Source organism: Agromyces sp. NPDC004153 (genome assembly GCF_053603635.1).
Window position 1 is genome coordinate 2,326,985 of record NZ_JBSGFY010000001.1, and the last position, 25,427, is coordinate 2,352,411.

The following is a 25,427-nucleotide window of genomic DNA, read 5'->3' on the forward strand; positions in this document are numbered from 1 at the left end:
GCCCGCGCTGCCGCGAACCTAAGCGCTCGACGCGCGCCCGTCGATGAGCTCCTGCGCGTAGTCGGGCACGATGTTCGACCAGTCGCGCGGCGGCCGCTCGTACCCGCCGGGCGCCGGACGCGGCGGGATCACGATCGGCTCGGGCTCGACCCGCTCGTAGGGGATCTTCGAGAGCAGGTGCGCCATCATGTTGATGCGCGAGCGCCGCTTGTCGTCGCTGCGCACCTCGTACCAGGGCGCCTCTGCGATGTCCGTCTGGATGAACATGTTGTCCTTCGCGCGGGAGTAGTCCTCCCACTTCGTGATCGACAGCACGTCGTTCGGACTGAGCTTCCACCGCCGCATCGGGTCGTCGAGGCGCGACCGGAACCGCTCCTCCTGCACGACGTCCGACACGCTGAACCAGTACTTCAGCAGGATGATGCCGTCCTCCACCAGCAGCCGCTCGAAGATCGGCGTCTGGTGCAGGAACCGGTGGTACTCCTCGTTCGTGCAGTAGCCCATCACGCGCTCCACGCCGGCCCGGTTGTACCAGGAGCGGTCCATGAGCACGATCTCGCCGCCCGCCGGCAGGTGCGGCACGTACCGCTGGAAGTACCAGCGCGTCTTGTCGCGGGCGCTCGGCGTCGGCAGCGCCACGATCCGCGTGACGCGCGGGTTCATGTACTCCGACACCCGCTTGATCGTGGAGCCCTTTCCCGCGGCATCCCGCCCCTCGAAGATCACCACGACGCGGGCGCCCGTCTGCTGCACCCACGCCTGCATGTCGACGAGCTTCGCCTGCAACGAGATGAGCTCGCGCTCGTACAGGGCCTTCGGCATCCGCTTGGTCATCGGTGACCTCCTCGCGATCGAAGCCTATTGTGTCGGCCCTTCCCCGCGGCAGGTCCGAACTGGTAGCCATGAGCAATGGCCACCAACCTCACGGGCCCGGTGCCCGAGCCGAGTGCCCCGCTCATCCGAGGCGAATCGGCGACGGATGCCGCGCGCCGCGTGCTCGCCGCGATCACCTACGTCACGCTCGCCACCGCCGACGCCGCCGGGCACCCGTGGGCGACGCCCGTGTGGTTCGCCGAGCGCGACCTGCGCGAGTTCATCTGGGTGTCGCGCTTCGAGACCCGGCACTCGCGCAACATCGCCGAGCGGCCGGAGGTGGGGCTCGCGATCTTCGACTCGACGGTTCCGGTCGGCAGCGCGATCGCCGTCTACGTCGAGGCGACGGTCGAGGAGGTCGCCGAGGGCGACCTGTCCGAGGCGCTTGACGTGTTCAACGAGCGCTCCGTCGCGCAGGGGTTGCGGGCCTGGCGCCCGTCCGACGTGAGCGGGTTCGCGCCGCACCGCATCTACCGCGCGACCGCGTCGCAGGCGTGGGTGCTCGACGAGGAGGAGCACCGGATCCCGCTGTTGTAGGGGCGTCGCGCCCGTGGCATCCGCTCGGTTCAGCTCGTGACGGATGCCGCGGCATCCGTCACGCGGCGCTTCTCGCGCACGTAGACCTCGCGCCGAACGCGCGCGACGACGTCGCCGTTGCGGTCCGTGATCGACGTCTCGAACCACTCGAGCACCTTCGCGCCGCCGCGGGCGCGCTCGCGCAGCTCGGCGACCTTCGCGCGCGGCACCTCGAAGTGCGCGGTGAGCACGCCGCGCCCGGGCTTGAGGAACTCGATCTCGCCGCGCGTGTCCCACACCACGTAGTCGCGCCCGATCTGGTGCCGCACGAGCATGAAGTAGTACGGGTCGGTCATCGCCGACATCGACCCGCCGAACGCCGTCTTCACGTAGTTGCGCGTGAACACGTTCACGTGCAGCTCGACGGTCCCGTGCGTCCAGTCGTCGGAGAATCCCTTCACCCGGATGCCGCTGAACAGGTTCGGGATCCACAGGCTCATGCCGATCGCCAGGCGTCGTGGTGTCATGCGCATGGGTTCGATCATGGCTCGATCGGCCGCGAGCGTCGATCTCGTTGTCGGATGCCGCAAGAGAGCGGGCGGGCGGATGCCGCGGGCTGGCCGACTCGCTAGCTGAGGTGGGCCAGCCGCGGCCACAGCTCGTCCCACGGGGTCGTGCGTCCGGTGCACAGCGTGACCGGGATGCCCTGCTCCTCGTTGTCGACGCCGACCCGGTTGTCGAGCGTCGCCTCGGTCGTGCAGCTCGCGAAGTCGGCGGCGAGGCGGTGCGACGGCACGCCCACGAAGACGACGTCGACTGCGGCATCCGGCGGCCGGGCCTGGAACCAGAGCGCGTTGTGCCCGCTGTACGCGGCGTCGGGGTCGAGTCCGGCCTCGGCGCCGAAACGCGAGATCGCGCCCGCCTCGCCGTAGTTCGAGGTGATCACCACCGGCGGCGGCGCCGCGGCATCCGCCTCGTCGCTCGCATCGTGGACGACCTCGGCGACCTGCGCGACGTAGGCGGGCCAGCCGATGGAGTCGCCGACCGTCTGGTTGATGGCCGCGAAGGGGCTCGCTCCGACCAGGCCGATGGGGAGCAGCGGGAGGGCGAGGAGCGCCGATACGATCGCGTTCAGCGCGATGCCGGCCCACACGATGGCCCGGCGGACGGTGGTGCGCATCCAGCCGGCGGTCGGCACGGCGCCGAGTGCGAGCAGCACCTCGACGATGCCGACCGGGTAGTACGGCTGGGCCCCGCCCGCGATCGTCGCGATGACGACGACCGCGAAGGCCACGGCGAACAGCCGGATGGGTCGCCAGGCGGGTCGGCGGAACAGCGCGACGAGTCCAGCGACCCAGATCGGTACGAGCGGCGGCCCGACGAGCAGGAACAGGAACGGCAGCGTGAGGATGCGGCCCTCGCCGCCGGTGTCGTCGGCCAGCGCCGCACCCATGCGCAGCTGCGGGAGGTCGTTCGCCACCTGGTAGGCGAGGTTCGGCAGCGCGAGGACGACGGCGATGCCGACGCCGGCCCAGAGCCATGGCGACCGCAGCACGCGCCATGGGCCGAGCGCGAGGAGCCCGACCCCGATGCCTGCCACGAGCAGCAGCACGAGGAGCTTGTTGTACGTCGCGAGTCCGGTGACGAGCCCGACCGCGAGCCACCATCGCCCGTCGCCGCGCAGCAGCGCTCGCATGGTGAACAGCGCGACGAGCGGCCACACCACGAGGTCGATCGACGCGGTGAGGAACAGGTGACCGAACACCATCGGGAACGACGCGGATGCCGCAGCCCACGCCGCGACCGCCTGCGCTCGCCGACCGCCCCCGGCTTCGCGAGCGATGAGGGCGAGCACGTACACCGCGCCGACCGCGGCCACGATCGCAGGAACGCGCAGCGCCCACGGCTCGTCGACGAGGGCGGTGATCGTGCGGGCGATGAGCGGCGTCAGCGGCGGCTGGTCGACGTAGCCCCAAGCGGGGTCCAGCATGCGGAAGTACAGCTCGTCGCGGTGGAAGCCGTACCACTGGCTCGTGGCGCCGAGCAGCACCGCGAGCGCCGCCATCGCGCCGAGCACAGGACCGCGCGCGAGCGGAGCGAGGTGGGCGAGTCGCTCGGGCGCGCTGGGCGTGCCGGGAGGGTCGGACGCGTCAGGTGCGCCGGATGCCGGCGAGCGGATGTCTCGCGCCGCCGCCGCGCGAGATGTCGACGCGGTCGACGCGCTCCCCGCTGCGGCATCCGACATGCGGCTCACCCTAACGGGACGCCTTCCGCGCCGTCATCCCCGACTCGTGCGTCGGACCTACCGGCGGCACTTCGGAACTTCGGAACTTCGGAACTTCGGAACTGCGGAACTTCGGTACCGCATTCACGACTGCCGGGTCGTGGCCGCCGGTCAGGTGTTCGGCCGTGCCCGGCGGGCAGCACGCCACAGCTCAGTCAGGCGTTCGAGGAGTGCCGGCGACTGCTCACTGCGTGAGGACACCAGTCGCTTCGAGCGAGGGACGAGCTCGAGCGCGCCGAGCACCGCGCCGGTGCTCGTGTCGAGCACGAGGCCCTGCACCTCCTTGTACTGGAGCTGGTAGGTCGCGGGCCGGATCCCCGAGACGGTCTGCCAGTCGATCCCCCAGAACCGGACGGGATTCGACGCCGGGCCGTTCCAGAAGGCGAGGCCCTCGGCGTCGGCGACGGCGGTGAAGAGGTGCGGGGTGCGCCCGACCACGGTGGGCGACGCGTACTGGTCGGGATCCGACCTGAGCCGCTGCTTGAGTGCGGCGGTCATCTCCGACCCGAAGACCACTGCGGCGGGATGGTCCCGAGCGAGGCGCCGGTCGCGGGCATCCGCCCACCAGTTGTAGACTGCGATGACGATGAAGGCCACCGCGGCGGCCCCGACGTAGACCGGTGCGGCCTCGAGGGTGCCGCGCCACGCGTCTCCACCCACTCCGAGAGCTCGGGCGAGCACGAGCGCGGCCGTGATGAGAAGCAGCACGATCGCCGGGATCAGACCCTTCGGTGCTCGATTTCCCACGCGCCGCCTCCTCTCCGACGAACCTAGCGTCCCCTCGGTGCGCCCGTTGTTCGTGCGCGTTGCGCGTGCGCTGGGGTTTCAGCCCCGCGGCATCCGAAGCGTACGCTCGACCCTGTGACGAATCCGAAGCCCAGCTCAGCTCCCGTCCCAGTCGACGACACCACCCGCGCCGCCATCCTCAACGCCGAGGTCGCCCGCTACGCGAACCAGGGCTGGACCGTCAGCTCGGTCTCGTCCGGCCAGGGCGTGCTGCAGCGCAAGAAGCGCATCGGATGGTTCTGGAACCTCCTGCTCGTGCTCATCACTGCGGGCCTCTGGCTCATCGTGATCATCATCCGCGTCGTCAACCGCAAGATCGAGACGACGATCGTGCGCGTCGACGCGTACGGGCGCGTGTCGGTGAGCTGAGCGCTCGCCTTCCTGCTCGCTGCGCTCAGGTCGCGGTGCGCAGCCAGCGCTCGACGACCTCGATGAACCGGTCGGATGCCGCTGCATGCACGTTGTGGCCGACCGGGATCGTGACGAGCGTGCACTCGGGGATGCGCTCGGCCACCTCGCCGAGGAGCTCCTGCGGTACGTGGCTTGCTGGCCCGCCGGCGATGATCAGCGTCGGCGCCGTGATCGTGGCGAGCGCCGGCCACGCCCGGCGATCCGGGTCGTCCAGCAGGGAGTGGACCGCCGGCACGACCGCCCAGTCGAACTCGAGCGGACCCTCCGGGCGCGAGGCCATCGGCCGCCCGTTCCTCGGGTACGGCGGGCAGGCCTCCTCGATGACCAGCCGCGAGATCCGCTCGGGCTCCGCCTCCGCGACGAGGTAGGCGACCATGCCGCCCAGCGAATGTCCGACGAGCACGACGCCTTGGGCGCCGAGCCCATCGAGCACCCCGACGACGTCGTCGCGCATCCGCTCGAACGCGTACTCACCCGGCCAGTCGCTTCGCCCGTGCCCCCGCAGGTCGATCGCCGCGACGCGATACGTCGACGCGAAGTGCTCGGCGATCGCACCCCAGTCGTCGGCCTGCTCGCCGAGCGCGTGCAGCAGCACCATCCACGGCGTTCCCGGTTCACCCGACAGCTGCACGGCGATCCGGATGCCGCCGCTCACCTCGATGACCCGGTGCTCCATGCGCCCACGCTAGCTGCCGGACGCTGCCGGTCATCGCCGGACGAGCGTTGTACCGAGCGGGAGCCTGGGTACAACGCCACAACGCCACAACGCCACACCGCCACAACGCCACAACGCCACACCGCCACCCCGAGTTCAGACCAACTCCACCGTTGACGCCGATCCCGCAGCGCCACTAGTGTTCGAAGGCTGCGCATCCCGCGCGGCATCCCCGGAACTGGACGGAAGGACTCGGCCGTGTATCTGCAGCACACGTTCGACACGCCTTCCTTCGAGCGCGCCCAAGCGGCGCCCGCTCCCACGACGAACCGTCGTCTGAGCGAACTCGACCAGCTCCTCGACCAGGCACCCTGACGCCGCGGCATCCGTCGCGATCTTCGTCACCCCGGTGCCCTCGAGGCCCGGGGTGTTCTCCTGTCTGCGCGCGACGACCGGAGCCCTCGGGCTCGGGACATCCGTTCACCAAGAAACCAGACAGGAAAGGAACATGGAGACCATCTCGAAGCGGCTCGTCTCGTGGGCGAGCCTGATCGACGGCAAGACCGTCGACCAGGCTCGCACCTCGTCGGCCATGCCGTTCATCTACCCGCACCTCGCGCTGATGCCCGACGCGCACCTGGGCCTCGGCGCCACGGTGGGGTCCGTCATCCCGACGCTCGGGGCGATCATGCCCGCGGCCGTCGGCGTCGACATCGGCTGCGGCATGATCGCGGTGCGGACGCAGTTCGCGGCATCCGACCTGCCCACCGACCGGCGTCCGGTCAGGGAGCAGATCGAGCGGGCCGTCCCGCTCTCAGCGGGCAAGCAGAACCGCAAGATCGTCGCGACCGCCGAGCCGCGGATCGCGGAGCTCGAGGCGCTCGCCGAGGCCAAGGGCTTCGACCCGGGCCGGTACGCGGGCAACTGGCGCGAGCAGCTCGGCTCGCTCGGCAGCGGCAACCACTTCATCGAGGTGTCCGTCGACGAGCTCGACCGGGTGTGGCTGTTCCTGCACTCGGGCAGCCGGGGCGTGGGCAACAAGATCGCGCAGCACCACATCACCGTCGCGAAACGGCTGGCGAAGCAGTGGTGGATCGACCTGCCCGACCCCGACCTCGCCTACCTCGTCGAGGGCACGCCCGAGTTCACGCGGTACATCGCCGAGCTCGGGTGGGCGCAGCACTTCGCGCTGCTCAACCGGGAGGAGATGATGGACCGCGTCGCGCGGCAGGTCGGCGAGTGGGTCGGCACGCCCGTGGAGGAGCAGGAGCGGATCAACTGCCACCACAACTTCACCGAGAGCGAGGAGCACTTCGGCAAGCGGGTATGGGTGTCGCGAAAGGGCGCGATCCAGGCCGACCCCGGTCGGCCCGGGCTCATCCCCGGCTCGATGGGCACCGCGTCCTACGTGGTCGAGGGCCTCGGCCACCCGATGTCGCTCAACTCGTCGCCGCACGGCGCCGGCCGGGAGTACTCGCGGACCAAGGCACGGCAGCTGTTCACCCACGAGCAGCTGCGGGAGGCCATGGTCGGCATCGAGTTCCGGGACACCGACGCGTTCCTCGACGAGATCCCGCAGGCCTACAAGCCGATCGACCGGGTCATGGCCGACGCGTCCGAGCTGGTGAAGGTGCGGCACGTGCTGCGGCAGCTCGTGAACGTGAAGGGCGACTGAGGCGAGCGTCCCACCGCGCTGAGCGCGAGCGGATGCCTCGGGCTGCGGCCCGCACGCAGGGGAGCGTGCGGGTCGCGGCCGCGCTCAGCCCGCGCGAAGCGCCTCACACCGGTCGATGAGGATCGGAATCGCCGTGCGAACCCAGAACTTCGGATCCACCACGCCGTCGCTCATGCCGCTGCCGATCGCGAACTCGGGCACGTGGAATGGCTCCGCGCTCTCGACGAGCCGATGCCCCGTGATGCGTTCGAACTCCTGCTCCACTGCGCTGCGAACGTCCCAGAATCGCTCCGGGAGCGGGCGACCCTTCACTGCGCTCGCCATCGCGCGCCAGAGCGGCGGGTCGCCTCGCATGCCCCACTGCGTCAGCGGCCGCTCGAAGACCGTCGAGAAGTCGGGTTCTGCCATCAGCTCGTCACTTCCCATGTCGGGTTCAGTCCGAGCATGGCAGTCGGGCGTGGTCTCGGTGCAGCCCCAATCGGAGGGCGCGCCGAGGTGTCGCGGTACTTCGGCACTTCGGCACTTCGGCACCAGATTCCCCGGGCATGACGCTTCGGCGGCCGAACCCAAGTATGGGGTCCGGCGACCGACCGGGCTCGGGTCACGTTCTCGTATCGACTCGGTGGCGACGATCTCGCACCGCTGTCGATCTGCGCCATCCCCGTTCGACGCATGAGTAGAAGCATCCGTTCGAGGCATCCGCTTCGAGCAGGACACAGAAGCTCGAGCGAACGACCAAGGAGACGACATCATGTCAACACCCCGGGCACTCCGGCCCCTCCGCAACCCGGCCTACCGCTGGCTCGCCGCGGCGCTCGTGGCGTCGATGGTCGGCGCCGGCATCTGGATGGTCGCGCTCGTCTGGCAGATCGTGGCGATCGGCGGCGGCGCGGCCGAGCTCTCGCTCGTGGCCGGGGCATCCGCCGTCGGCATGCTGTTGACCACGCTGCTCGGCGGCGCACTCGCCGATCGGATGTCGCAGCGCCGCATCCTGCTCGTCGTCGAGGTCGTGCGGGCCGCGAGCGTCGGCATCGTCGCGCTGCTGTCGCTCGCCGGCGCCCTCGAGGCGTGGCAGCTCGCAGCGGTCGCGTTCGTGGGCGGCGTGATGGCCGGGCTGTACTACCCGGCGTACTCGGCGCTGCTGCCGAGCGTGCTGCCCGAGGACCAGCTCATGGCGGCGAACGGCTTCGAGGGCATGGCGCGTCCGGTGCTCATGCAGGCCGGCGGCCCGGCGCTCGCGAGCGCGCTCATCGCGATCTCGTCGCCCGGTGCGGCGCTCGCCGTGGCCGCGCTCACCAGCGTCGCGGCGGTCGTGTTCATCCTGAAGGTGCCTGAAACGCCGCTGCGCGGCGAGCGCCCCGAGCTCGAGCAGGCGACCGCGGGCGAGAGCGGCGCGGCGGGCAACGCCGCAACGCGGCATCCGGCCGTCGCATTGCTCATCGATGTGGCCGCCGGCTTCCGCTACATGGTGCGCACGCCGTGGCTGCTCGGCACGCTGACCTTCGCGTCGCTGCTGATCTTCCTGATCATGGGGCCGTTCGAGGTGCTCGTACCGTTCGTGATCAAGGACCGGGCCGCCGGCGGCCCCGACGACCACGCGCTGATCCTCGCCGCGTTCGGCATCGGCGGCGCCGTGGGCTCCGCGATCGTCGCCTCGCTCCGGATGCCGCGCCGCTACCTCACCGTGATGAACCTGCTCTGGGCGTTCGGATGCCTCCCGCTGGCGGTGTTCGGGCTGACCGACCAGATCTGGGTGATGGCGATCGCGGCCTTCCTGGTCGGCGCGGCCTTCAACGGCGGCGTGGTGATCTGGGGCACGCTCCTGCAGCGCCGCGTTCCGCCGGAGATGCTCGGCCGGGTCTCGAGCCTCGACTTCTTCGTCTCGCTCGCGTTCATGCCCGTCTCGATGGCCGTCGCCGGGCCGGCGGGGGAGTCGCTGGGCCTGCCGGTCGTGTTCCTCATCGCGGGCGTCGCGCCGCTCGTGATCGGGGTCGTCGCAATCATCGCGGCACGGATGACGCGGGACGAGATCTCGAACCCGATCGATGCAGGCGAGCAGTCGGCGGAGGTCGCCGCGATCTCCGTGGCCGCCTCGGTCGACACGGATGCCGCGGAAGCGTCCACCTCGCCGGAACGCGAGCTCGCGGCGGCCGCCGCCTGAGTTCCGCGACGCCGACGCGTCGACGATGCGACGACGGATGCCGCGACCCGCGCCCAATGTGTGGTGCGCCGGTCGCGGCATCCGTCGGTCGTGCTCGTCGATCAGCCCTGCTCGTGGATGGTGACCTGGTAGCCGTCGGGGTCGGCGAAGGTGAATGTGCGCCCGAACGGGCCGTCGATGGGAGCGGACGTGATCGCGGCGCCGGCGGTGACGAGGTCGTCGTGCATCCGCTGCACATCGTCGGCGCGAACCCAGAGACCGATGCCGCCGCCCGGCTGGGCGAGCGTCTCGAGGTCGAGGCCCGGGAGCGCTTCCCGCACTGCGAAGGGGATGGGCTGGGTGGCGAAGACGACCGCGTGGAGCGGCGAGACCTCGGCGCGATGCAGACCGAGGTGCCGTTCGTAGAACGCGGCCGAGCGCTCGAGGTCGCGCACCTGCAGCGAGATGAAGTCGGGTCCGATCGCGGACATGTTGCCTCCTTGTATGTCAGAACATTGACATCAGCCAAGGTATGTCAGACTACTGACATGCACCAAATCCGCACGGGCGTCGATCTGGATGCCTCACTCGGCTATCTGCTCAAGCAGGCGGCCAGCACGCTGCGATCATCGATGGATGCCGCGTTGCGGCCGCTCGGCCTGACCGTGCCGCAGTACGCGTGCCTCGAGTTGCTCGCCCAACGACCGGGGCTCTCGAACTCCGAGCTCGCGCGCGGTGCGTTCGTGACCAGGCAGTCGATGAACGTGCTGTTGCATGGCCTCGAACGCGACGGGTTGGTCATCCGCCCCGCCGAGCCGCCGACCACCGGCCGTGCACTGCCCGCGCAGCTGACGAGGCTCGGACGTGAGCGACTCGCGGTGGCGAGCTCGGCGGCACAGGCAGTCGACGAGCGGATGAGCGCCCGGCTCGATGCCGATCAGCAGGAAGCACTGCGGGTGCTGCTCACCGCGACGATCACGGCGCTGGACGAGGCTCCCTAAGCCAACGCTGATCGCCGACGGCTTCGCCGCAGCACCGCGACCGTGGCCACCGCCGCGAGTCCCGCCAGGGCGGCGGAGACCGTCAGCGTCACGCCGTCGGGGCGAACGATGCTCTGCCCACGAAGCGCCTGCCAGGTGACGAGCAGCACGACCGCGGTATAGCTCGCCCCCGCTACGGTCAGCAGCCGCGCGCGGGTCGTCTCGTCCAGGTGCGTCCACCGCAGCAGCGCCCAGGCGAGCAGTGGCAGCACCTGCAGGGCGTGCAGGCCGATGAAGTGCCCCACGCGCAGGTCGCCGTGCTCGAGGCTCCAGCCGGTGATCGGCATCCCGGCGCCGCCGTCCGCCGCTCCGACGGTGTGTCCGCCGGAGTCGTTCCAGGCCTTGTTGAAGACCATCGTGACCGCCGCGAGCATGCCGAGCACGCAGATGCCGATGCCCCAGCGGAGCCCGGCAGCCAGTCCGCGGTCGAGCCCTCGCTGTCGCAGCGCGAGCACGCCGGCGGCGATGGTCGCGATCAGCACGAGCGACACGATGCCGCCCATGGCGTACCAGACCGCGGCATCCAGGTCGCTGGATTCGTTGTAGTGGCTGGTTGTGCCGCGGAAGACCTGCATCTCGACGAGCGCGATCTCGGCGACGAGGGCGACCGCGATCACCGTGCTGAGCACCGCCAGCAGCCGTGCGTGGCCCCGGACGTGCGACAGGATCCAGCGCAGCGTCAGCAGGTAGACCGCGATCGAGAACGAGAACTTGGCCGGCTTCATCCAGGCGGGAGCCCCCGTGATCACGGTCGGGTCGACGATGAGGCCGACGACGGCGATCGCGAACGCGACGGCGCTGAGTCCGGCGCCGATCGCGAGCACGGCGCCCGCTGCCGACGCGCGGGAGGCGGAACGGGGAGGCGTGGTGGTTGGGATCGTGGTGCTCATGCCTCGATGCTCCGCTCGCGGCATCCGGCCGTCATCGCACCGTGGAACGCCTCGTTCTCGTACCACGGGACGAGGCGCGGACCCGTCCGATACGGTTTCGTTGAGGCGAAAGCCGAGAGGAGCGACGCATGATGCGGGCTTCAGTCGGGGCGGGTTCACGGGTCACCGACCTCGTCTACGCCGGGATCGCCCTCGTCGCCGCGGTGCTGGCCGTGGTCGGTGCGCAGTTCGACCCCGTGGTCGTGGTGGCGATGCTGGTCGCCCTGGTGCCCTGGGCCCTGCTCGTGTTCGGCGACGAACTCCCCCAGCTCGCCTTCGTGACCCTCGCGATCGTCCCGGTGGTCCCGGTCATCGCGCTCTCCGAGATCGGCGCGGCGCTCTTCGTGAGCTTCGCGGCCGCCAGCCGGCTGGCCAGCAGGTCCGACGACCGCTGGCTGCTCGGCACGGTCACCGTGGTCGTCATGGCGATTCCGTTCGTGCCGTTCCTGTTCGGGGTCGAATGGGACATCGGCGCTGTCTACTTCGCGTTCGGCGGCGCGTTCAGCGTGCTCGTGGGCGTGCTCCTGCGACGCGCCACGCGGTTGACCGACGAACTGCGCGCGGCCGAGGGGGAGCTGGCGGATGCCGCTGCGCGCGAGGAGCGGCATCGGATCGCCCGCGACGTGCACGACCTCGTCGCGCATTCACTGACGGTCGTCGTGCTCCACGTCGGCGGGGCGCGTCGTCTGCTGCGGTCGGATCCGGATGCCGCCGAGGCGGCCCTCATGGAGGCCGAACGGGTGTCGCGCGAGAGTCTCGACGCCATTCGCGGGGCCGTCGGGATGCTCCGGGATGACGACGAGTCCGAGGCGGGATCCTTGGACCTCGAACGACTCGTCACGACCTATCGTTCGGCCGGGCTTCCCGTGGAGCTGAGGGTCGACGGCACCGCGGAACCCCTTTCACTGCCGGTGCGGCTCACGCTCTACCGGGTGGTGCAGGAGGCGCTCGCCAACGCCGCTCGGCACAGTGCTCCCGGGGCGTCGGCCACGGTGGAGGTCGGGATCGACCATCACGCCGTCGTCGCTCGCGTCTCGAACGAGTTCCTTCCGGGCTCGACGGATGCCGGCCCAGACGGCTCCGGACTCGTCGGCTACGGACTCGTCGGGCTGCGGGAGCAGGCCGCCTCGCTCGGCGGCGAGGTCAGCAGCGGGCCCGAAGGCGACTCGTGGGTCGTGGAGTGCCGGCTTCCCCTCGGGGGTGCCGCGTGACTGCGCCGCTTCGGCTCCTGCTCGTCGACGACCAGGCCATGGTGCGAGCCGGCCTCGCGCTCATCCTGGGTGCCGAACCCGACCTCTCGGTGGTCGCCGAATGCGCCGACGGCACGGGCGTGCTGCCGGCCGTTCGCGCGCACCACCCCGACCTCGTGCTGATGGATGTGCGGATGCCGCGTATGGACGGCCCCCAGGCGACGCGGCAGCTGCGAGCCGTCTCGGCGTCCCCGCCCGTGCTCGCCCTCACGACGTTCGACGACGATGCGGTGCTCTGGGGAGCGCTGACGGCCGGGGCCGCGGGCTTCGTGCTCAAGGACAGTCCGGCAGAGGACCTGATCGCGGCGGTGCGTGCGGTCGCCGCCGGGGGAGCCTGGCTGGACCCACGGGTGCTTCCCCGGGTGCTGGCGCGGGCGAAGGACCGCGCGCCGGCGTCTCCGGCGGCGAGCCGTGCCCTCGAGCAGCTGACGCCACGCGAGCTCGAGGTGCTGCGCCGCATCTGCCGCGGGGCGAACAACCGCGAGATCGCGGCGCAGCTGCACGTGGGAGAGCGCACGGTGAAGTCGCACGTCTCGGCGATCTTCATGAAGCTCGGCGCGCGCGACCGGGCTGCCGCGATCGTTACGGCTTACGACGCGGGGTTGCGTCCGTAGCGGCCATCAGATCGGATGCCGCGGAGCGCTCGGATTCGTCGGCAGCGCGCCCCCCATAGGTGGCACTGCGGCCTGAAACGGCTGGGAGTCCGGTCGGGGGCCTGCCTCATGACGGGCCCCGAACTTTATGATGGAGCATGGCCGGGTTCTGGGTCAGGCGCCGACGCGGTGCGCAGGAACTCGAGGTCCACGACGCCGACGTGGCGAAGCGGGCCGGATCGGCGCTGGTCGCGGCCGATGAGCGCATCCGCCTCGCCGCCGACGAGCTCGACTTCGCCGAGGCGGAGCTCGGATTCGACGCGACCGAGGGGTTGCGGCAGGCGATCGTGTCAGCGCGACAGCTGCTCGGTGACGCGTTCCGGTTGAACCGGACCAATCACGATCCGTTCCGCGGCACCGCTGAGGACGTGCTCGCCCGCAATGCCCGGATCGTCCTCCTGTGCCAGGAGGCCGAGCACGTGCTCGACGAGCACCTCTCCGGCCTCGCCGCTGGGATCACTCGGTCGCGGCATGCGCCCGAGGTCATCGCCGGCGTTCGAGCCGACGTCGAGCGCCAGTGCTCTCGTCTCCCGCAGGCCCGCGACACCATCGACCGATTGGCCGTGCGCTATGCGCGCGAGGCGCTCGCAGGTGTGGAGTCCAACCCTGCCGAGGCGGAGCAGCTGCTCGGATTCGCCGAGCACAGCGTCGGCGTGGCCGAGCGACGGCGGCACGCCGGGCATCGCGAGCAGTCGCTCGTCGCGCTCGAGGCATCCGTCGTCTCGGTGCGTCGGGCCGCGGCACTGCTCGACGCCGTGGAGGCCTTCGAGGTCGAGGCGTTGCGGGCGGAGTCCGAGCTAGCGGCGATCGTGGAGGAATCCCGCCGCGCGCTCGCGGCTGCGCTCGAGGAGCCCCACTCGCGCCCCGTTGCGAACGCGATTGCCGACCTGCAGGCGGCCCTCCGTGACATCCCGCCGGTCGGCGTCATCACAAATCCGTTCGCCCACCTGAGCCGACTGCGCGAAGCGCGTGCGACGCTGGATGCCGCGATCGGAGCGGCCCGCGAGCGCGCGGCCGGTCCGATCGTGCTCGTGGACCACGTCCGTCGTGCGATCACGCAGGCGGACCGCGAGCTCGATGTCGCCCGCGATGCCATCGCCGGCCACCCGGGCCGGATCGGCGCCGAGGCCCTCACGCGACTGGCCGAGGCCGAGCGCATCCGGACCGATCTCAGCCACTACCTCAGCGGCTTCGGCGCGACGATCACGACGATGGACCTGGATCGCCGAGCGCAGGTGATCGCGATGGCCCAGCGTGCCGCATTCCTCGCGAGCGAGTCGCTGCTCCTGGCGCGGAGTGATCTCGACGCGTTCCGACAGCAGGATCCGTGGCCCGTCCATTGGGGGAGGACTCCGCGAGTCCCGACCGGGTAGCATCCACGTGACCCGGCCCGACGAGTGGAGCGCGCGTGCGTGCAAGAACGTCAACCCGAGTCCGGATCGCCGCCGCCGCGATGCTCACCACTGCCCTTGTGGCCTTCGGGGCGGCATCGCCCGCATTCGCCGACGAAGTCGTCATCGAGCATCCGCCGACGATGCGGCAGGGCGGGTGCGGCAACACGGGAGTCCCGCTCGGACAGACGTTCACGGCGACGGCTACCGGCGCCCTCACCGAGGTCGGGTACTGGACCTGGCTCGTGTTCAATGACCACACCACCGAGCTGCGCGTGCGCGCCGACGGCCCCAGTGGTGCGATCCTCGCAGCTCAGGACGTGACCTTCCACGCCTCTTCCGCGACGCCCGGCCTGCAGAGCTTCACGCTCGACGTCCCGGTCCCGGTCGTCGAAGGCCAGGTGTACGCGTTCGAGATCGCCAACGGAACGTGCAATTCGGGGGTGAACCTCGCGGACAACTTCAGCGACTACTCAGGCGGAGCCCAGTACAACGAGAACGGCTTCGGGCTCGGCGACCAGACGTTCCGCCTGGTGATCGAGACCGATGGAGACGCCGATGGTGTCGCGGACTCCGCCGACCAGTGCGCCGGCACGACCTTCTCGCCAGGCCCGGCGAAGCTGAAGAAGAACCAGTTCTGGTCGCCGACGGTCGACGGATTCCTCGACGGCACCGGCACGGTGGCATACACGCTCGCGGACACCGGCGGATGCTCCGCCGAGCAGATCATCGCCGCGGCGAAGCTCGGCAAGGGTCACATAAAGACGGGCATCTCGATCGGTGAGCTGCAAGCCTGGGTGGCATCCGTCGCCGGATAGGTGAGCGGCCGCCGGTTCGGCCAGGTCGCATCGACGGGAACCCGTCAGACGAGTTCCACGCCGTACGCCGCGGACGCGCCCCGGCGCGGCATCCGGCGCGCTCCCGTCGGAAGGTCCCCGGGCGGGAGTACGCTCTCGCGCAGCGGACACCGCGACGTGTGTGCCGCCAGCGGATGCGGCTCGGCCCGCAGCGAGAAGGAGGCAGTCATGACGGTCCCCGAGATCAACTACTGGGCGGTGCTGCTGGCGACGGCGTCGAGCATGCTCATCGGCTCGATCTGGTACGCGCGAGGCGTCTTCGGAACGCGGTGGGCGAAGCTCGCGAACGTCGACATGGATCGGCCGGGCGCCAGCGCAGTGATGCCGATCATCGTGACGGTGCTCGTCAGCTTCATCACGGCCTGGGTGCTCGCCGGCGCCTCGACGATCGCGTGGCACTTCTACGGCGGCAGCTACCTCTTCTCGGCGGTCCTCACGGCGCTGATCCTCTGGGCGGGCTTCACGGCCGCCAGGTTCATCACCCACGACGCCTTCGAGGGTCGCCCGTGGGCGCTGACCGGGCTCAACATCGCGCACGAGCTCGTGACGGTCATCATCATGGGGCTGATCATCGGGGTGTGGCCGCCGGCCGGCACCGTCTGAGTCGCGGTCGACGCTCCGGTCACCTCGCATCCAAATTCAGTGTTCGGCCGGCCCCGCAGCGAGCGCCTGGGCAATGTTGCACGTGCGTGAAGGTGCGGTACTTCGGTACTTCGGTACTTCGGCACGTCTGGGTCAGACCAACTCGACGCGAGCACGGATACCCGGCGCTGACGCGAGCCTGGCGTCGCGCGTGAGGAGCGGGGCATCCGTCTGCTCGGCCAGGGCAACGTATGCGGCGTCGTAGCTCGAGAGGTTGGCGCCGAGTTCCCATGCGCGAGCGGCGATCGCCAGCCAGGGCCAGAGGTCGATCGGCAGGTCGATGAGCTCCGCGTGAGCGAGGTCGGCCTCCGCGCCCGAGAGGAGACCGGCGTCGCGCCGACGTCGAAGCAGGTTCGCGACTTCGAAGGGCATCAGCGCGGGAGCGAGAAGGGTTGCGTGGCGCATGCGCGCCGCCACGGCATCCCCTGCAGGGCCAGGATCGATGAGCAGCGTCACGACGGCGGACGCGTCGACGACGAGTGGTGCCGGGACATCCGCTCGACGCTGCCCGCGCTCAGCGGCGGTCGGCATCGAGGTCGGCCATGAGGTCGGCCGGGCCGACCGGCGGATAGGTGCGGGCGCGTGCCCGTGCCCGCATGATCGCCTCGAGCACGCTCGGCCTGGACGCAAGCGCCTCGAGCTCGGCGCTCAGGTACTCCTGCAATGACTTGCCGGCCAGGGCCGCTCGGGCCGCAAGCACGTCGCGCACCTCGTCGGGAACGGCGCGGACGGTGATCGTGACGGGCATGCCGTCAGTATAGCTGCGGCGCATGCAGATTGCATGCAGATCTGCATGCAGATTGCATGCAGATTGCTTGCAGATGGGCGAATCACCCGCGTCCGGCGCTCTCGTTCTGGCTCGCCGCCGCGGCCGCGGCCGCATCCCGCACCGACCGCTGGTAGGCGCCCGGCGTGAGGCCGACCACGGAGCGGAAGTCGTTGCCGAGGTGCGCCTGGTCGGCGTACCCGAGGCGCACGGCGAGATCGGCGAGTTCCACCGCGGCATCCGTCGAGAGCACACGCGCGACCTCTTGGAGGCGGACCCGGCGGGCGACCCACTTCGGGCCGTGGCCGATGGTGCGGGCGAGCGCGCGCTGCACGGCGCGGTCACTGACGCCGAATCGTGCGGCGAGTGTCGTGCCGGTGCGGCGGCGCACGCGGGCGACGAGTTCCACGAGCACCGCGTTCGCGAGCTCCTGCTCAGCATCGAGGGGTCGTCCTTGGAGGAGGGCCCCGATAGCGGCGTCGGCCGCCAACGCCCGCGCCGTGGCATCCGTTGCCGGTTCGATCGTCGTGAGCAGGCGGTGCACGCGAGCGTCGAGCGCCCGGGTGACCGGAGTCGTGGCATCCGCGAGCTCGCGTACCTCGAGGTCGCTGACGACGCCGAGCCCGGCCGGGCGGAGCCGGATCGCGAAGACCGATCCGGAACCGGTGATCCGTCGCCGCCAGGCGCCCCGCTGCACGCCGGTGATGACGAGGGGTGCGGGCACGTCACCCGACTCGAGCGTGAGGGTGACCGCGGGCTGGTCGATGATGCGCTGGTCGATGCGTTCGCCCGGCGGCAGCGCCCACGTCACGTGCCAGTAGGTGTCGACCACGTCGGCGACGGAGGGGTGCGGGTCGAGCCAGGTCGCGGCGAACCGCTCGGCGTTGCGCGGATGCAGCATACCGGACCGCTCATCGGGGCGGATCGGATGCCTCGCGGGAATGGCAGCGGGAATGGGTGCCGGCGTGGTCTGCGGCATACGCCCATTCTGGCGATCTGGCGGTCGCATTTCTTCAAGACGTGCAACACCGCCCTCGGTGATGATCGACACATCCGCTGCGGGAAGGCCGCCGAACCGTCGACGGCGAGGAGGATTCGATGATCGAGGCATTCGGTGCCGTGAACTGGTGGGCGGCGGCGCTCGGCGCCCTCGCCTACTTCGTGCTCGGTTCCCTGTGGTTCTCGCCGCTGTTCGGACGCGTCTGGGACCGAGCGGTCGGCCACGAACGTCGAGCGGGCGAGCGGTTCCCGACGTCGTACTACGTCGTGCCGCTCGTGAGCAGCATCGCCATCGCGGTGGCGACCGCGTGGCTGGAGGAGGCGGTCGACCTCGACGGCCTCTGGGACGGCGCCCTCTTCACCATCGCGCTGGGGGTCGGCATCGCGGCCGCGGTCTCGGTGACGAACGCCATGACGCCGAGCATGCGGCATCCGTTCGTCTATGGCGTGGTGACCGGCGGCTACCACGTCGTGGGCATCGGCATCGTGACCGCGATTGTGGTGGTCATGGGTTGACGACGGATGCCGCGGCGCGGTCATCGTCGATCCAGCTCCGCGACCCCACCCGCCGCGCGTTCACGTGCGAGGCGAATGGCGTTCAGTAGGCTGCGAGTTCGTGCCCGAAATGCGGGCGCCAGCCTGACGAGAAAGGCAATTCATGCCCGAGACTGCACCGATCCTCGCGTGGACGCTCCAGAATGAGATCCCCGTGCCCGCCGATGTGAACCCGTTGCTCGTCGAGGGTGAGCAGGCCGTCGCTTCGTTCAAGACGTTCCGGGACTCCGCGACGTTCACCACCAAGCGACTGATCGTGCGCGACGCGCAGGGCATCACGGGGAAGAAGGTGGAGATCCACTCGCTTCCGTACAGCGCGATCAACATGTGGTCGACCGAGAACGCCGGTGGAATGCTCGATCGCGACGCAGAAGTCGAGCTTTGGACGCGAGCCGGACACATCAAGGTGAAGCTCACGAAGGGCGCTGACATCCGTCGCATCGACAGCCTGCTGGCTTGGGCTGTGCTTCAGCGCTAACGGCAGCGCGGCCCGAGCCCTGCTCTCTCGCTGTTTGCGCAGCCTCCATCACGGGCAGAACGCCGATGGACCTCGCACGTCTTCGCGTCCGGGTTCGACATCGTGGGCGGCAAGCTTCCTAGTCGATTCCGTCGATGACATATCCGAGGTCGGCAAGTCTTTGAGCGGCCCCGTAGATGCCTCCGGAGAAGTCGGCAGGCTTTAGCGCCTCGCCGTGCTGGTTCTTCCATGCGGCCGCAAAGATGGCCTTGGAGTCGTATCGTCCGGTTTCGGTGACGAGAAAGTACTCGCGTGCTTCGCCGAATCCGTAGCAGGCGAGGAATGCCTCCCGACCTATTCGATCGAATTCGCCGATTGCAGCATCGACAGCGTCAAGGTCAGTGAGGTCCGCAAGGCGGAGGCCGCGGGGTCTTGCTTCCGCACCCGGTGCTGGCCTGAGTTCCTCTGCGGGTCCTGGCCAGATCTGACTAATGCTCTTGATGAGCGACAGGGAGCGATCTTGAATGTCGGTCTCCGTCCATGAATCATCGTGACCGTCGAGCAGGGATTTATTGAGGACCAGAAGGCTGAACTTGTCGAGCAAGGAGCGCTTGCCTCTGCCAGCTTCACCGCCCTCGGCGAGCCCAACTGCGGCGGAGTCCGTCCACGGCCGATTTGAAAGGGATCCGTTCAGCGACTTGGTCACGAGGGTCAGGTTCCCCAGGGTGTTGACGAGGAGATCGCGTCGCGCTGCCTCCTCTGGGAGAAGCTTTGGCTCGGAGTCCCAGTGTGTACGCCAGCCCTGCGGCATGATGTGTTCGATTTCCAGCCCCTTCGGCACCGAAAGGGTCTCATGCATTGTGCTCTGCGCCCTCAACTGGTCTTCTACCGCGCCCAAGATCACTCGAAGGCGCCACTGCCGGATGTTCCCGTAGATCCTGCTCCCGGGAAGGGTGGTCACCATGTCACTGTTGGTTGGCCAGTACCGCGTTTCCGCAGTCTGAGCGGACAGAAATGCAAAGAGAGCCTCTCCCGCCGCGGATGCGTCGGATTCGCTCAGCACTCTGAGTACAGCGACCATGAACTTGTTGACGTCCTTTGTGGTCAAGCGAAGAAGCGTCCGACGAATGGCCCAGCTCTCGAGCGCCTCGATGCCGCGTTGACGTTGGTCGGCCGGAACGTTGTGATTTCTGGAGAGGAACCAGAGGAAGACGGGTGTCGTCGCGGCAAGTTCCATGGTCTCGATGACGCGGCTGTAGAACAGGCCCTCGGGCGTCGTATCGTCGAGTTGAGCGAAGCTGCGATAGGTATCGGCATCGGATTTCAGTGTCCGCAGCAGGTCGTCCGCAGCTGCGGCATTCGTCATCCGCTTGTCGGCGAAGGTGGCGAACCCCCGGAACACGTCCTCTGCCTTCAGTTCGACCTGGAGGCGCATCGTCAGCCAGTACTGCAGGAAGATGTCGACGCGCGATCTTGTGAGCCTGCCCTGTCGGATCTCCTCACGCCACCAAACCGTGTCGAAGTCCTGCCAGTAGGTCTCAGCCCACCGCTCGACGTCAGCACCGAGCAGGGACCCTTTACGGAAGATCCAATTCTTGATGAGGTCCGCCTTTAGCAGGGGGGTCCCACGATCGTTGAGCGTTTCGAAGATGAGTTGCGAATCGTCGTGGCCCGTGAGATCGATCGCTATCAGAACGAGGCGATCTTGAAGCGTCGAACTGAGGGCCTCAACTCGCAGCGCTTCCGATCCGGGTGGGAGCACGCCGTCATCGTCGGGGCGTCCCTGCAGCCACGCCGCCGCTTCTCGCCGAAAGAAGGCATGCGCTTCTCTGATTCGGTGCTCACCCGACTGCCAGTCCTGACGTGGATCCATGGCGTGTTCGAACGCCTCACGATCGGCCTGGGAGGGCCAAAGCTTGAAGCGTTCACGCTTGCCCCTGAAGGCCGCAGACCGATTGAGAATCAGGTCTTCGAGCGCTTCGGCCATGATGTCGTGGCCGTGCGCGCTGACCTCCTCTTGGACTGCATCGATCAGGAGCTGCAGAGTGGTCATCCGTTGTTGGCCGTCGATAACATCGTGGCGCGTCACGTCCCCTGCGACCGGTGGTCGGGACTCATAGACCACTGCGCCCAGGAAGTGGTGCGGAATCGACGGTTCTGAGTCGGACTCTTTCGCCTTGATGTAACTCTCGGCAACGCGAACGACGTCGCCCCAGAGTGGAGCCCACTGGTCTTCCTCATTCCACACGTAAGGACGCTGGAAGGCCGGGATTTCGTAGTGTTCTTTGCCTTCGAACAGAGCACGAGGACTGCGCGGGTGTGCTTCCACGGTCACACACTAATGGCGGCGACCATGCCAGTGCCGCCAACAACGCCAGCATACGGTGTCAATGGCTGGCGACGTGTCTGGGCCGGAATGCGGAACTTCTCCGCGAAGGGTAAATCCGGGAACGCCAAAGCCGGAAGGAGGGGCGCGGTCATCGCGAGATGGCTCGAGTGACTCATATGCTTCCGATCATGGGGGCAAGAGCAGACAGCGACGAGCATTACGTGCTCGATCTTTGCGATCAACTCATTGGTGCAAAGTGCTCGCGTCAGCATCGGTTCGAGTGGTTGCTTGGTGACCCATCACCTGCGACTGGACGACGAGTCGCACTCCCGGTCGACGGATATTGGGAGGCTGAGGGCCTTGTCGTAGAGTTCGCCGAGTCTCAGCACACAGAGTCGACTCCGTACTTCGACAAGCCGGACGTTGTGACGGTGTCTGGCGTCCATCGCGGCATCCAGCGCGCGATCTACGATGATCGGCGCAAGCGTCTCATTCCAGAGCACGGTATGCGGTTGGTGGTCATTTCAGCATCGGAGTTTCCTCTAAAGGCGAGGCGGATCCATCGTGACCGAGATCGCGATCTCGAGATCGTCTCGAGCATCCTCGAGCGCGAGGGGGTGGGAACGGCCGCGCCGCGTGTGCGGGACCATGAACAGCGAACTCGCGAGATAGATCTGCCCCGCGTTGGCGACGCACTCCGCGAGTTTGTCACGGAGCGCGATTGGGACAGGTTCCACTCTCCTGAGAATCTGGCCAAGAGCATCAGCATCGAAGCTGGTGAGCTTCTCGAGTGTTTTCAATGGAATGGCTCGGCCGACCCTGCACGCATCGCCGAGGAACTCGCGGACGTGATGACCTATTGCCTTCTGCTCGCCGACAAGTTGGGAGTAGACGCCGACCAGATCATCCTCGAGAAGCTCGAAATCACGCGAAAGAAGTATCCTGCCGACCGATCGCGTGGGCGGAGCGCGAAGTATGACGAACTTTAGGATCGAACACTTCCCGTTCTCGAAGCAGGCGGTGAGGACGTGGACTGAGCCTGATGGCCGACACGCGAACTGGCCGGTCGTGTATGCGCTCAACAATGAGGGCGACATCTATGTCGGTGAGACGCTGAATGCAGTCGGACGACTTCGGCAGCACCTCGACGCCGCATCAAAACAGCACCTCAACGCAGTCCGCGTCGTTATCGATGAGACCTTCAATAAGTCCGTCTGCCTCGACCTTGAGTCGTACCTCATCCGCCTCTTCGCTGGCGACGGGCAATACAAGGTCGTGAACCGCAATGAGGGCATCACTGACGCCGACTATTACGACCGAGTCCGGTACCGAGCCACGTTCGACCAGATCTTCGAGCAGCTTCGTGCGGCAGGAATGTTCACCCGCGACATCCCGGACATCGAGAACAGTGACCTCTTCAAGCTCTCACCCTTCAAGGCGCTCAACCAGGAGCAGGCCGTCGCGATGGAGGGCATCCTCGAGGGACTCTTCGAGGACTTGGAGAATGGCGGTCGGAGCACGATCGTCGTCCAAGGGGATCCCGGGACGGGGAAGACGATCGTCGGCGTCTTTTTGATGAAGCTGCTTCGCGACATACAGCACTCGAACCCCGACGACCGCCCTGAGACAGACTCCCTCTTCTCCGACTTCTTCACCGAGGGATACGCGGAGTTGCTTCAGGACTTTCGGATCGGCATCGTCGTTCCCCAGCAGTCGCTTCGCAAATCCATCGAGAAGGTGTTCGCCAAGACTCCTGGCCTTGGCAAGCACCTCGTGATGACTCCATTTGATGTGGGCGCCGCTGGGGCGGAGTTCGACCTCCTCGTGGTTGACGAGACACATCGCCTCAATCAGCGCGCCAATCAGCCGACAGGTGTTCTGAACAAGAAGTTCAGGGAGAACAACATCCGGCTCTATGGCGGGGACGATCTCTCGAAGACACAACTGGATTGGATTCGCTCCAAGAGCCGGCACCAGGTCTTCCTGCTCGATGAGGCCCAGAGCGTTCGACCCGCGGACCTTCCTGCCCGTATTCTGACCCCGCTCGTGCAGGAGGCGCGGCGAGTAGGCCGCCACTACCCGCTCTCGTCTCAGATGCGAGTCGCGGGAGGAGCTGACTACATCGACTACATGCGGCGGCTCCTTCGGGCTGAAGCAAACGAGCCGAGGCGCTTCCCGGGCTACGACCTACGGATGTTCGACGACCTTCGAGAGATGCGTGACGCGATACGCGGGATGGATGGGGAGCACGGTCTTTCCCGTCTTGTCGCCGGTTACGCCTGGCCGTGGAAAAGCCGGAAAGACCCCTCCAAGTTCGACATTGAGCTGGATGGTGTCCAGCTCCGATGGAATGGGACCGCGGTGGATTGGATCAACTCACCTGGATCGATCGATGAGGTGGGCTCCATCCACACGGTGCAGGGTTACGACCTGAACTATGCCGGCGTCATCATCGGCGCTGACATTCGGCTCGACGCGAGTACCGGGCACGTTTACGTACACCGTGACTCGTACCAGGACACGAAGGGCAAAGAGAACAACCCCACTCTCGGCATCAAGTACGACGATGCCGATTTGCTGCAATTCGTGGTGAACATCTACGCCGTTCTGCTTACGCGTGGGATGCGAGGCACCTTCGTGTACGCATGCGACCCCGACCTTCGCGCATACCTGCAGCGGTTGCTTCCAGCCTCCGATGCTCCTGCCGTCTGAGGTGCCGGGATGCCGCCGGAGTGGCAGCCCGAGCTCACCCCACAGCGCACTCCCAGCGCCGACCCTAGGATCGAAGGCATGGCCGGATTCTGGGGCAAGCGCAAGCGCGAAGAAGAGCAACAACTCCAGGCGCAGGACGCCGACCTGGCGAAGCGCGCCGGAACCGCCCTGGTCGCCGCCGATGAGCGCATCCGCGTCACCACCGACGAGCTCGCATTCGCCGAGGCCGAGCTGGGCCCCGACGCCACCAAAGAGCTTCGCGAAGGGCTCACTGCAGTGCGCACGCACCTGGGCGAGGCCTTCCGGCTGAACCAGCTCAACTACGACGAGATCCCCGACACGCCCGAAGAGCTGCGCACCCGCAACGCCCGCATCGTCCAGCTGTGCGACTGGGCCGAAGACGTGCTCGACGAGCGCACCTCAGCCCTCGCGGAGAAGATCGCCCGCGCACGGCGCGCCCCCGAGATCATCGCCGGCGTGCGAGGGGATGTCGCACTCCTGCGCGCCCGCATCCCGCAGGCCCGCGATACCGTCGATCGCCTTGCCGCCCGCTACGCGCCCGATGCGCTCGCCCAGGTGCAGTCCAACCCCGCGGAGGCCGAGCAGCTGCTCGGATTCGCCGAGCACAGCGCCGGCGTCGCCGAGCGGCGGCGTGAGGCCGGGCAGCGCGAGCAGGCGAACCTCGCGCTCGAGGCATCCGCTGAGTCGGTTCGCCGAGCGGCGGCGCTGCTCGATGCGGTTGAGAACTTCGAAGTCGAGGCGCTGCGGGCCGAGTCCACGCTGGCGGCGATCGTCGAGGACTCCCGCGGCGACATCGTCGTCGCGCTCAAGGAGCCGCACTCGCCTGGCGTCGAGAAGGCGGTCGCCGAGCTGCAGTCGGCCCTCGCTTCTCTGCCGCCGGCCGGCGTGAACACCGACCCGTTCACGCACCTAGACCGGTTGCGCGAAGCGAACTCGGGGCTGGATGCCGCAATCGCGGCTGCCCGCGAGCGCGCGGCTCGTCCGATCCCGCCGCTCGAACACGTGCGCCACGCCATCGACGACGCCGACCGGCAGCTGGCCGTCGCCCGCGACGTCATCGCCGGCCACCGCGGTTGGATCGGTGCGGACGCCCGCACTCGGCTGGCCGAGTCAGAGCGCATCCGGATCGACCTCGACCACTTCCTCGGCCGGTCGGCGGCGACGGCCACCGTGATCGACGAGGACCACAGAGAGCAGGCGATGGCGATGGCCCGGCGCGTCGCGTATCTCGCCGCCGAGGCCCTGCACCTCGCACGGCGCGACATCGACTCGTCGCGCCCGCAGGATCCCTGGGGCGGCGGCCCTGGCTGGGGCGGCGGCCGTCGCGGCGGCGGAGGCGACATGATGGGCGGCATCCTCGGCGGCCTCGTCATCGGAAGTGTGCTCGACGGGATCTTCGACTAGCGGCGCACACGCACGGGCTGCACACGGAATAGAGTCAGATCGTCCGGTTGTCGGCGTGGACGGAAACGATAAAGAATCTGCG

General features: G+C 68.4%; 27 protein-coding genes. 15 read left to right on the top strand and 12 right to left on the bottom strand.

What is annotated here, in order from left to right:
* Positions 1-18: 18 nt before the first annotated feature.
* On the bottom strand, positions 19-834 hold the full coding sequence (ppk2, locus tag ACWEOH_RS10960; RefSeq protein ID WP_452030843.1) for a polyphosphate kinase 2: 816 nt from the start codon (positions 832-834) through the stop codon (positions 19-21).
* 75 nt (positions 835-909) lie between these two features.
* Here ppk2 and ACWEOH_RS10965 point away from each other — a divergent pair, with 75 nt between their 5' ends.
* Positions 910-1,410, top strand: a complete 501-nt coding sequence (locus ACWEOH_RS10965) for a pyridoxamine 5'-phosphate oxidase family protein (protein ID WP_452030845.1) — start codon at positions 910-912, stop codon at positions 1,408-1,410.
* A 29-nt stretch (positions 1,411-1,439) separates the two neighbouring features.
* Here the strand turns inward: ACWEOH_RS10965 and ACWEOH_RS10970 are convergent, their stop codons facing one another.
* The 3 genes from ACWEOH_RS10970 to ACWEOH_RS10980 form a co-directional block, all read right to left on the bottom strand.
* Positions 1,440-1,934 carry a DUF4442 domain-containing protein gene (locus ACWEOH_RS10970; RefSeq protein ID WP_452030847.1) on the bottom strand — a complete coding sequence of 165 codons (495 nt, stop codon included), beginning with the start codon at positions 1,932-1,934 and terminating at the stop codon, positions 1,440-1,442.
* Between the two features lie 83 nt (positions 1,935-2,017).
* Complete coding sequence (locus tag ACWEOH_RS10975) at positions 2,018-3,634, bottom strand: glycosyltransferase family 39 protein (RefSeq protein ID WP_452030849.1); 1,617 nt, start codon at positions 3,632-3,634, stop codon at positions 2,018-2,020.
* Between the two features lie 150 nt (positions 3,635-3,784).
* Complete coding sequence (locus ACWEOH_RS10980; protein WP_452030851.1) at positions 3,785-4,420, bottom strand: hypothetical protein; 636 nt, start codon at positions 4,418-4,420, stop codon at positions 3,785-3,787.
* 114 nt (positions 4,421-4,534) lie between these two features.
* Here ACWEOH_RS10980 and ACWEOH_RS10985 point away from each other — a divergent pair, with 114 nt between their 5' ends.
* Positions 4,535-4,828, top strand: coding sequence for a hypothetical protein (locus tag ACWEOH_RS10985; RefSeq protein ID WP_452030853.1), 294 nt, complete (start codon positions 4,535-4,537; stop codon positions 4,826-4,828).
* Between the two features lie 25 nt (positions 4,829-4,853).
* Here ACWEOH_RS10985 and ACWEOH_RS10990 read toward each other — a convergent pair whose 3' ends face one another.
* Positions 4,854-5,546: an alpha/beta fold hydrolase gene (locus ACWEOH_RS10990; protein ID WP_452030855.1), complete on the bottom strand. Its 693-nt coding sequence runs from the start codon at positions 5,544-5,546 to the stop codon at positions 4,854-4,856.
* Positions 5,547-6,033: 487 nt separating this feature from the next.
* Between ACWEOH_RS10990 and ACWEOH_RS10995 the strand changes: the two genes are divergently transcribed.
* Positions 6,034-7,200, top strand: coding sequence for an RtcB family protein (locus ACWEOH_RS10995; protein ID WP_452030857.1), 1,167 nt, complete (start codon positions 6,034-6,036; stop codon positions 7,198-7,200).
* Positions 7,201-7,284: 84 nt separating this feature from the next.
* On the opposite strand, the gene ACWEOH_RS11000 is transcribed toward ACWEOH_RS10995, so the two are convergent.
* Positions 7,285-7,608 (bottom strand): hypothetical protein, encoded by a 324-nt coding sequence (locus tag ACWEOH_RS11000; RefSeq protein ID WP_452030859.1) that lies wholly within the window; start codon positions 7,606-7,608, stop codon positions 7,285-7,287.
* A 343-nt stretch (positions 7,609-7,951) separates the two neighbouring features.
* Between ACWEOH_RS11000 and ACWEOH_RS11005 the strand changes: the two genes are divergently transcribed.
* The gene (locus tag ACWEOH_RS11005) at positions 7,952-9,361 is read left to right on the top strand and encodes an MFS transporter (RefSeq protein WP_452030861.1); all 1,410 of its coding nucleotides are present in this window, start codon (positions 7,952-7,954) and stop codon (positions 9,359-9,361) included.
* A gap of 101 nt (positions 9,362-9,462) precedes the next feature.
* Here the strand turns inward: ACWEOH_RS11005 and ACWEOH_RS11010 are convergent, their stop codons facing one another.
* Complete coding sequence (locus tag ACWEOH_RS11010; protein ID WP_452030863.1) at positions 9,463-9,831, bottom strand: VOC family protein; 369 nt, start codon at positions 9,829-9,831, stop codon at positions 9,463-9,465.
* A gap of 57 nt (positions 9,832-9,888) precedes the next feature.
* On the opposite strand from ACWEOH_RS11010, the gene ACWEOH_RS11015 reads away from it, so the two are divergent.
* Positions 9,889-10,341 (top strand): MarR family winged helix-turn-helix transcriptional regulator, encoded by a 453-nt coding sequence (locus ACWEOH_RS11015; RefSeq protein WP_452030865.1) that lies wholly within the window; start codon positions 9,889-9,891, stop codon positions 10,339-10,341.
* Here the strand turns inward: ACWEOH_RS11015 and ACWEOH_RS11020 are convergent.
* Positions 10,338-11,270, bottom strand: a complete 933-nt coding sequence (locus ACWEOH_RS11020; protein WP_452030867.1) for a hypothetical protein — start codon at positions 11,268-11,270, stop codon at positions 10,338-10,340. The two genes, ACWEOH_RS11015 and ACWEOH_RS11020, sit on opposite strands and share 4 nt — an antisense overlap.
* A gap of 128 nt (positions 11,271-11,398) precedes the next feature.
* On the opposite strand from ACWEOH_RS11020, the gene ACWEOH_RS11025 reads away from it, so the two are divergent.
* The 5 genes from ACWEOH_RS11025 to ACWEOH_RS11045 all read left to right on the top strand — a co-directional run bounded on the left by ACWEOH_RS11025 (position 11,399) and on the right by ACWEOH_RS11045 (position 16,063).
* Positions 11,399-12,520, top strand: a complete 1,122-nt coding sequence (locus ACWEOH_RS11025) for a sensor histidine kinase (protein ID WP_452030869.1) — start codon at positions 11,399-11,401, stop codon at positions 12,518-12,520.
* Entirely contained in the window at positions 12,517-13,173 is a 657-nt protein-coding gene (locus ACWEOH_RS11030; protein WP_452030870.1) for a response regulator transcription factor, read from the top strand. The genes ACWEOH_RS11025 and ACWEOH_RS11030 overlap by 4 nt, the downstream gene beginning before the upstream one ends.
* 137 nt (positions 13,174-13,310) lie before the next feature.
* Entirely contained in the window at positions 13,311-14,585 is a 1,275-nt protein-coding gene (locus ACWEOH_RS11035; protein ID WP_452030872.1) for a hypothetical protein, read from the top strand.
* 80 nt (positions 14,586-14,665) lie between these two features.
* Positions 14,666-15,421 carry a DUF4082 domain-containing protein gene (locus ACWEOH_RS11040; protein ID WP_452030874.1) on the top strand — a complete coding sequence of 252 codons (756 nt, stop codon included), beginning with the start codon at positions 14,666-14,668 and terminating at the stop codon, positions 15,419-15,421.
* 207 nt (positions 15,422-15,628) lie between these two features.
* Entirely contained in the window at positions 15,629-16,063 is a 435-nt protein-coding gene (locus tag ACWEOH_RS11045) for a DUF1761 domain-containing protein (RefSeq protein WP_452030876.1), read from the top strand.
* A gap of 132 nt (positions 16,064-16,195) precedes the next feature.
* Here ACWEOH_RS11045 and ACWEOH_RS11050 read toward each other — a convergent pair whose 3' ends face one another.
* The 3 genes from ACWEOH_RS11050 to ACWEOH_RS11060 form a co-directional block, all read right to left on the bottom strand.
* Positions 16,196-16,633 (bottom strand): type II toxin-antitoxin system VapC family toxin, encoded by a 438-nt coding sequence (locus ACWEOH_RS11050; protein WP_452030878.1) that lies wholly within the window; start codon positions 16,631-16,633, stop codon positions 16,196-16,198.
* Positions 16,617-16,850, bottom strand: a complete 234-nt coding sequence (locus ACWEOH_RS11055; protein WP_452030880.1) for a FitA-like ribbon-helix-helix domain-containing protein — start codon at positions 16,848-16,850, stop codon at positions 16,617-16,619. The genes ACWEOH_RS11050 and ACWEOH_RS11055 overlap by 17 nt, the downstream gene beginning before the upstream one ends.
* Positions 16,851-16,932: 82 nt before the next feature.
* Positions 16,933-17,769, bottom strand: a complete 837-nt coding sequence (locus ACWEOH_RS11060; RefSeq protein WP_452030881.1) for a helix-turn-helix domain-containing protein — start codon at positions 17,767-17,769, stop codon at positions 16,933-16,935.
* A 197-nt stretch (positions 17,770-17,966) separates the two neighbouring features.
* Here ACWEOH_RS11060 and ACWEOH_RS11065 point away from each other — a divergent pair, with 197 nt between their 5' ends.
* Positions 17,967-18,383, top strand: coding sequence for a DUF1761 domain-containing protein (locus tag ACWEOH_RS11065; protein ID WP_452030883.1), 417 nt, complete (start codon positions 17,967-17,969; stop codon positions 18,381-18,383).
* A 142-nt stretch (positions 18,384-18,525) separates the two neighbouring features.
* Complete coding sequence (locus tag ACWEOH_RS11070) at positions 18,526-18,900, top strand: PH domain-containing protein (protein ID WP_452030885.1); 375 nt, start codon at positions 18,526-18,528, stop codon at positions 18,898-18,900.
* 118 nt (positions 18,901-19,018) lie between these two features.
* On the opposite strand, the gene ACWEOH_RS11075 is transcribed toward ACWEOH_RS11070, so the two are convergent.
* Positions 19,019-21,208 (bottom strand): DUF262 domain-containing protein, encoded by a 2,190-nt coding sequence (locus ACWEOH_RS11075; protein ID WP_452030886.1) that lies wholly within the window; start codon positions 21,206-21,208, stop codon positions 19,019-19,021.
* Between the two features lie 188 nt (positions 21,209-21,396).
* Here ACWEOH_RS11075 and ACWEOH_RS11080 point away from each other — a divergent pair, with 188 nt between their 5' ends.
* The 3 genes from ACWEOH_RS11080 to ACWEOH_RS11090 all read left to right on the top strand — a co-directional run bounded on the left by ACWEOH_RS11080 (position 21,397) and on the right by ACWEOH_RS11090 (position 25,345).
* Positions 21,397-22,197 carry a nucleotide pyrophosphohydrolase gene (locus tag ACWEOH_RS11080; protein ID WP_452030888.1) on the top strand — a complete coding sequence of 267 codons (801 nt, stop codon included), beginning with the start codon at positions 21,397-21,399 and terminating at the stop codon, positions 22,195-22,197.
* Complete coding sequence (locus tag ACWEOH_RS11085; protein WP_452030890.1) at positions 22,184-23,920, top strand: DNA/RNA helicase domain-containing protein; 1,737 nt, start codon at positions 22,184-22,186, stop codon at positions 23,918-23,920. Before ACWEOH_RS11080 ends, ACWEOH_RS11085 begins: the two co-directional genes overlap by 14 nt.
* Before the next feature lie 78 nt (positions 23,921-23,998).
* Positions 23,999-25,345 (top strand): hypothetical protein, encoded by a 1,347-nt coding sequence (locus ACWEOH_RS11090; protein ID WP_452030892.1) that lies wholly within the window; start codon positions 23,999-24,001, stop codon positions 25,343-25,345.
* Positions 25,346-25,427: the final 82 nt, after the last annotated feature.

Bases quoted from the DNA above. Each gene is read 5' to 3' on its own strand.
- ACWEOH_RS11085 (WP_452030890.1), top strand. From the start codon at position 22,184: ATGACGAACTTTAGGATCGAACACTTCCCGTTCTCGAAGCAGGCGGTG.
- ACWEOH_RS11060 (WP_452030881.1), bottom strand. From the start codon at position 17,769: ATGCTGCATCCGCGCAACGCCGAGCGGTTCGCCGCGACCTGGCTCGAC.
- ACWEOH_RS11015 (WP_452030865.1), top strand. From the start codon at position 9,889: ATGCACCAAATCCGCACGGGCGTCGATCTGGATGCCTCACTCGGCTAT.
- ACWEOH_RS11005 (WP_452030861.1), top strand. From the start codon at position 7,952: ATGTCAACACCCCGGGCACTCCGGCCCCTCCGCAACCCGGCCTACCGC.
- ACWEOH_RS11045 (WP_452030876.1), top strand. From the start codon at position 15,629: ATGACGGTCCCCGAGATCAACTACTGGGCGGTGCTGCTGGCGACGGCG.
- ACWEOH_RS11035 (WP_452030872.1), top strand. From the start codon at position 13,311: ATGGCCGGGTTCTGGGTCAGGCGCCGACGCGGTGCGCAGGAACTCGAG.
- ACWEOH_RS11055 (WP_452030880.1), bottom strand. From the start codon at position 16,850: ATGCCCGTCACGATCACCGTCCGCGCCGTTCCCGACGAGGTGCGCGAC.
- ACWEOH_RS11090 (WP_452030892.1), top strand. From the start codon at position 23,999: ATGGCCGGATTCTGGGGCAAGCGCAAGCGCGAAGAAGAGCAACAACTC.
- ACWEOH_RS11050 (WP_452030878.1), bottom strand. From the start codon at position 16,633: ATGCCGACCGCCGCTGAGCGCGGGCAGCGTCGAGCGGATGTCCCGGCA.
- ACWEOH_RS10970 (WP_452030847.1), bottom strand. From the start codon at position 1,934: ATGATCGAACCCATGCGCATGACACCACGACGCCTGGCGATCGGCATG.
- ACWEOH_RS11065 (WP_452030883.1), top strand. From the start codon at position 17,967: ATGATCGAGGCATTCGGTGCCGTGAACTGGTGGGCGGCGGCGCTCGGC.
- ACWEOH_RS11000 (WP_452030859.1), bottom strand. From the start codon at position 7,608: ATGGCAGAACCCGACTTCTCGACGGTCTTCGAGCGGCCGCTGACGCAG.
- ACWEOH_RS11010 (WP_452030863.1), bottom strand. From the start codon at position 9,831: ATGTCCGCGATCGGACCCGACTTCATCTCGCTGCAGGTGCGCGACCTC.
- ACWEOH_RS11040 (WP_452030874.1), top strand. From the start codon at position 14,666: ATGCTCACCACTGCCCTTGTGGCCTTCGGGGCGGCATCGCCCGCATTC.
- ACWEOH_RS11025 (WP_452030869.1), top strand. From the start codon at position 11,399: ATGATGCGGGCTTCAGTCGGGGCGGGTTCACGGGTCACCGACCTCGTC.
- ACWEOH_RS10975 (WP_452030849.1), bottom strand. From the start codon at position 3,634: ATGTCGGATGCCGCAGCGGGGAGCGCGTCGACCGCGTCGACATCTCGC.
- ACWEOH_RS10995 (WP_452030857.1), top strand. From the start codon at position 6,034: ATGGAGACCATCTCGAAGCGGCTCGTCTCGTGGGCGAGCCTGATCGAC.
- ACWEOH_RS11070 (WP_452030885.1), top strand. From the start codon at position 18,526: ATGCCCGAGACTGCACCGATCCTCGCGTGGACGCTCCAGAATGAGATC.
- ppk2 (WP_452030843.1), bottom strand. From the start codon at position 834: ATGACCAAGCGGATGCCGAAGGCCCTGTACGAGCGCGAGCTCATCTCG.
- ACWEOH_RS11020 (WP_452030867.1), bottom strand. From the start codon at position 11,270: ATGAGCACCACGATCCCAACCACCACGCCTCCCCGTTCCGCCTCCCGC.
- ACWEOH_RS10990 (WP_452030855.1), bottom strand. From the start codon at position 5,546: ATGGAGCACCGGGTCATCGAGGTGAGCGGCGGCATCCGGATCGCCGTG.
- ACWEOH_RS10965 (WP_452030845.1), top strand. From the start codon at position 910: ATGGCCACCAACCTCACGGGCCCGGTGCCCGAGCCGAGTGCCCCGCTC.
- ACWEOH_RS11080 (WP_452030888.1), top strand. From the start codon at position 21,397: ATGGGGGCAAGAGCAGACAGCGACGAGCATTACGTGCTCGATCTTTGC.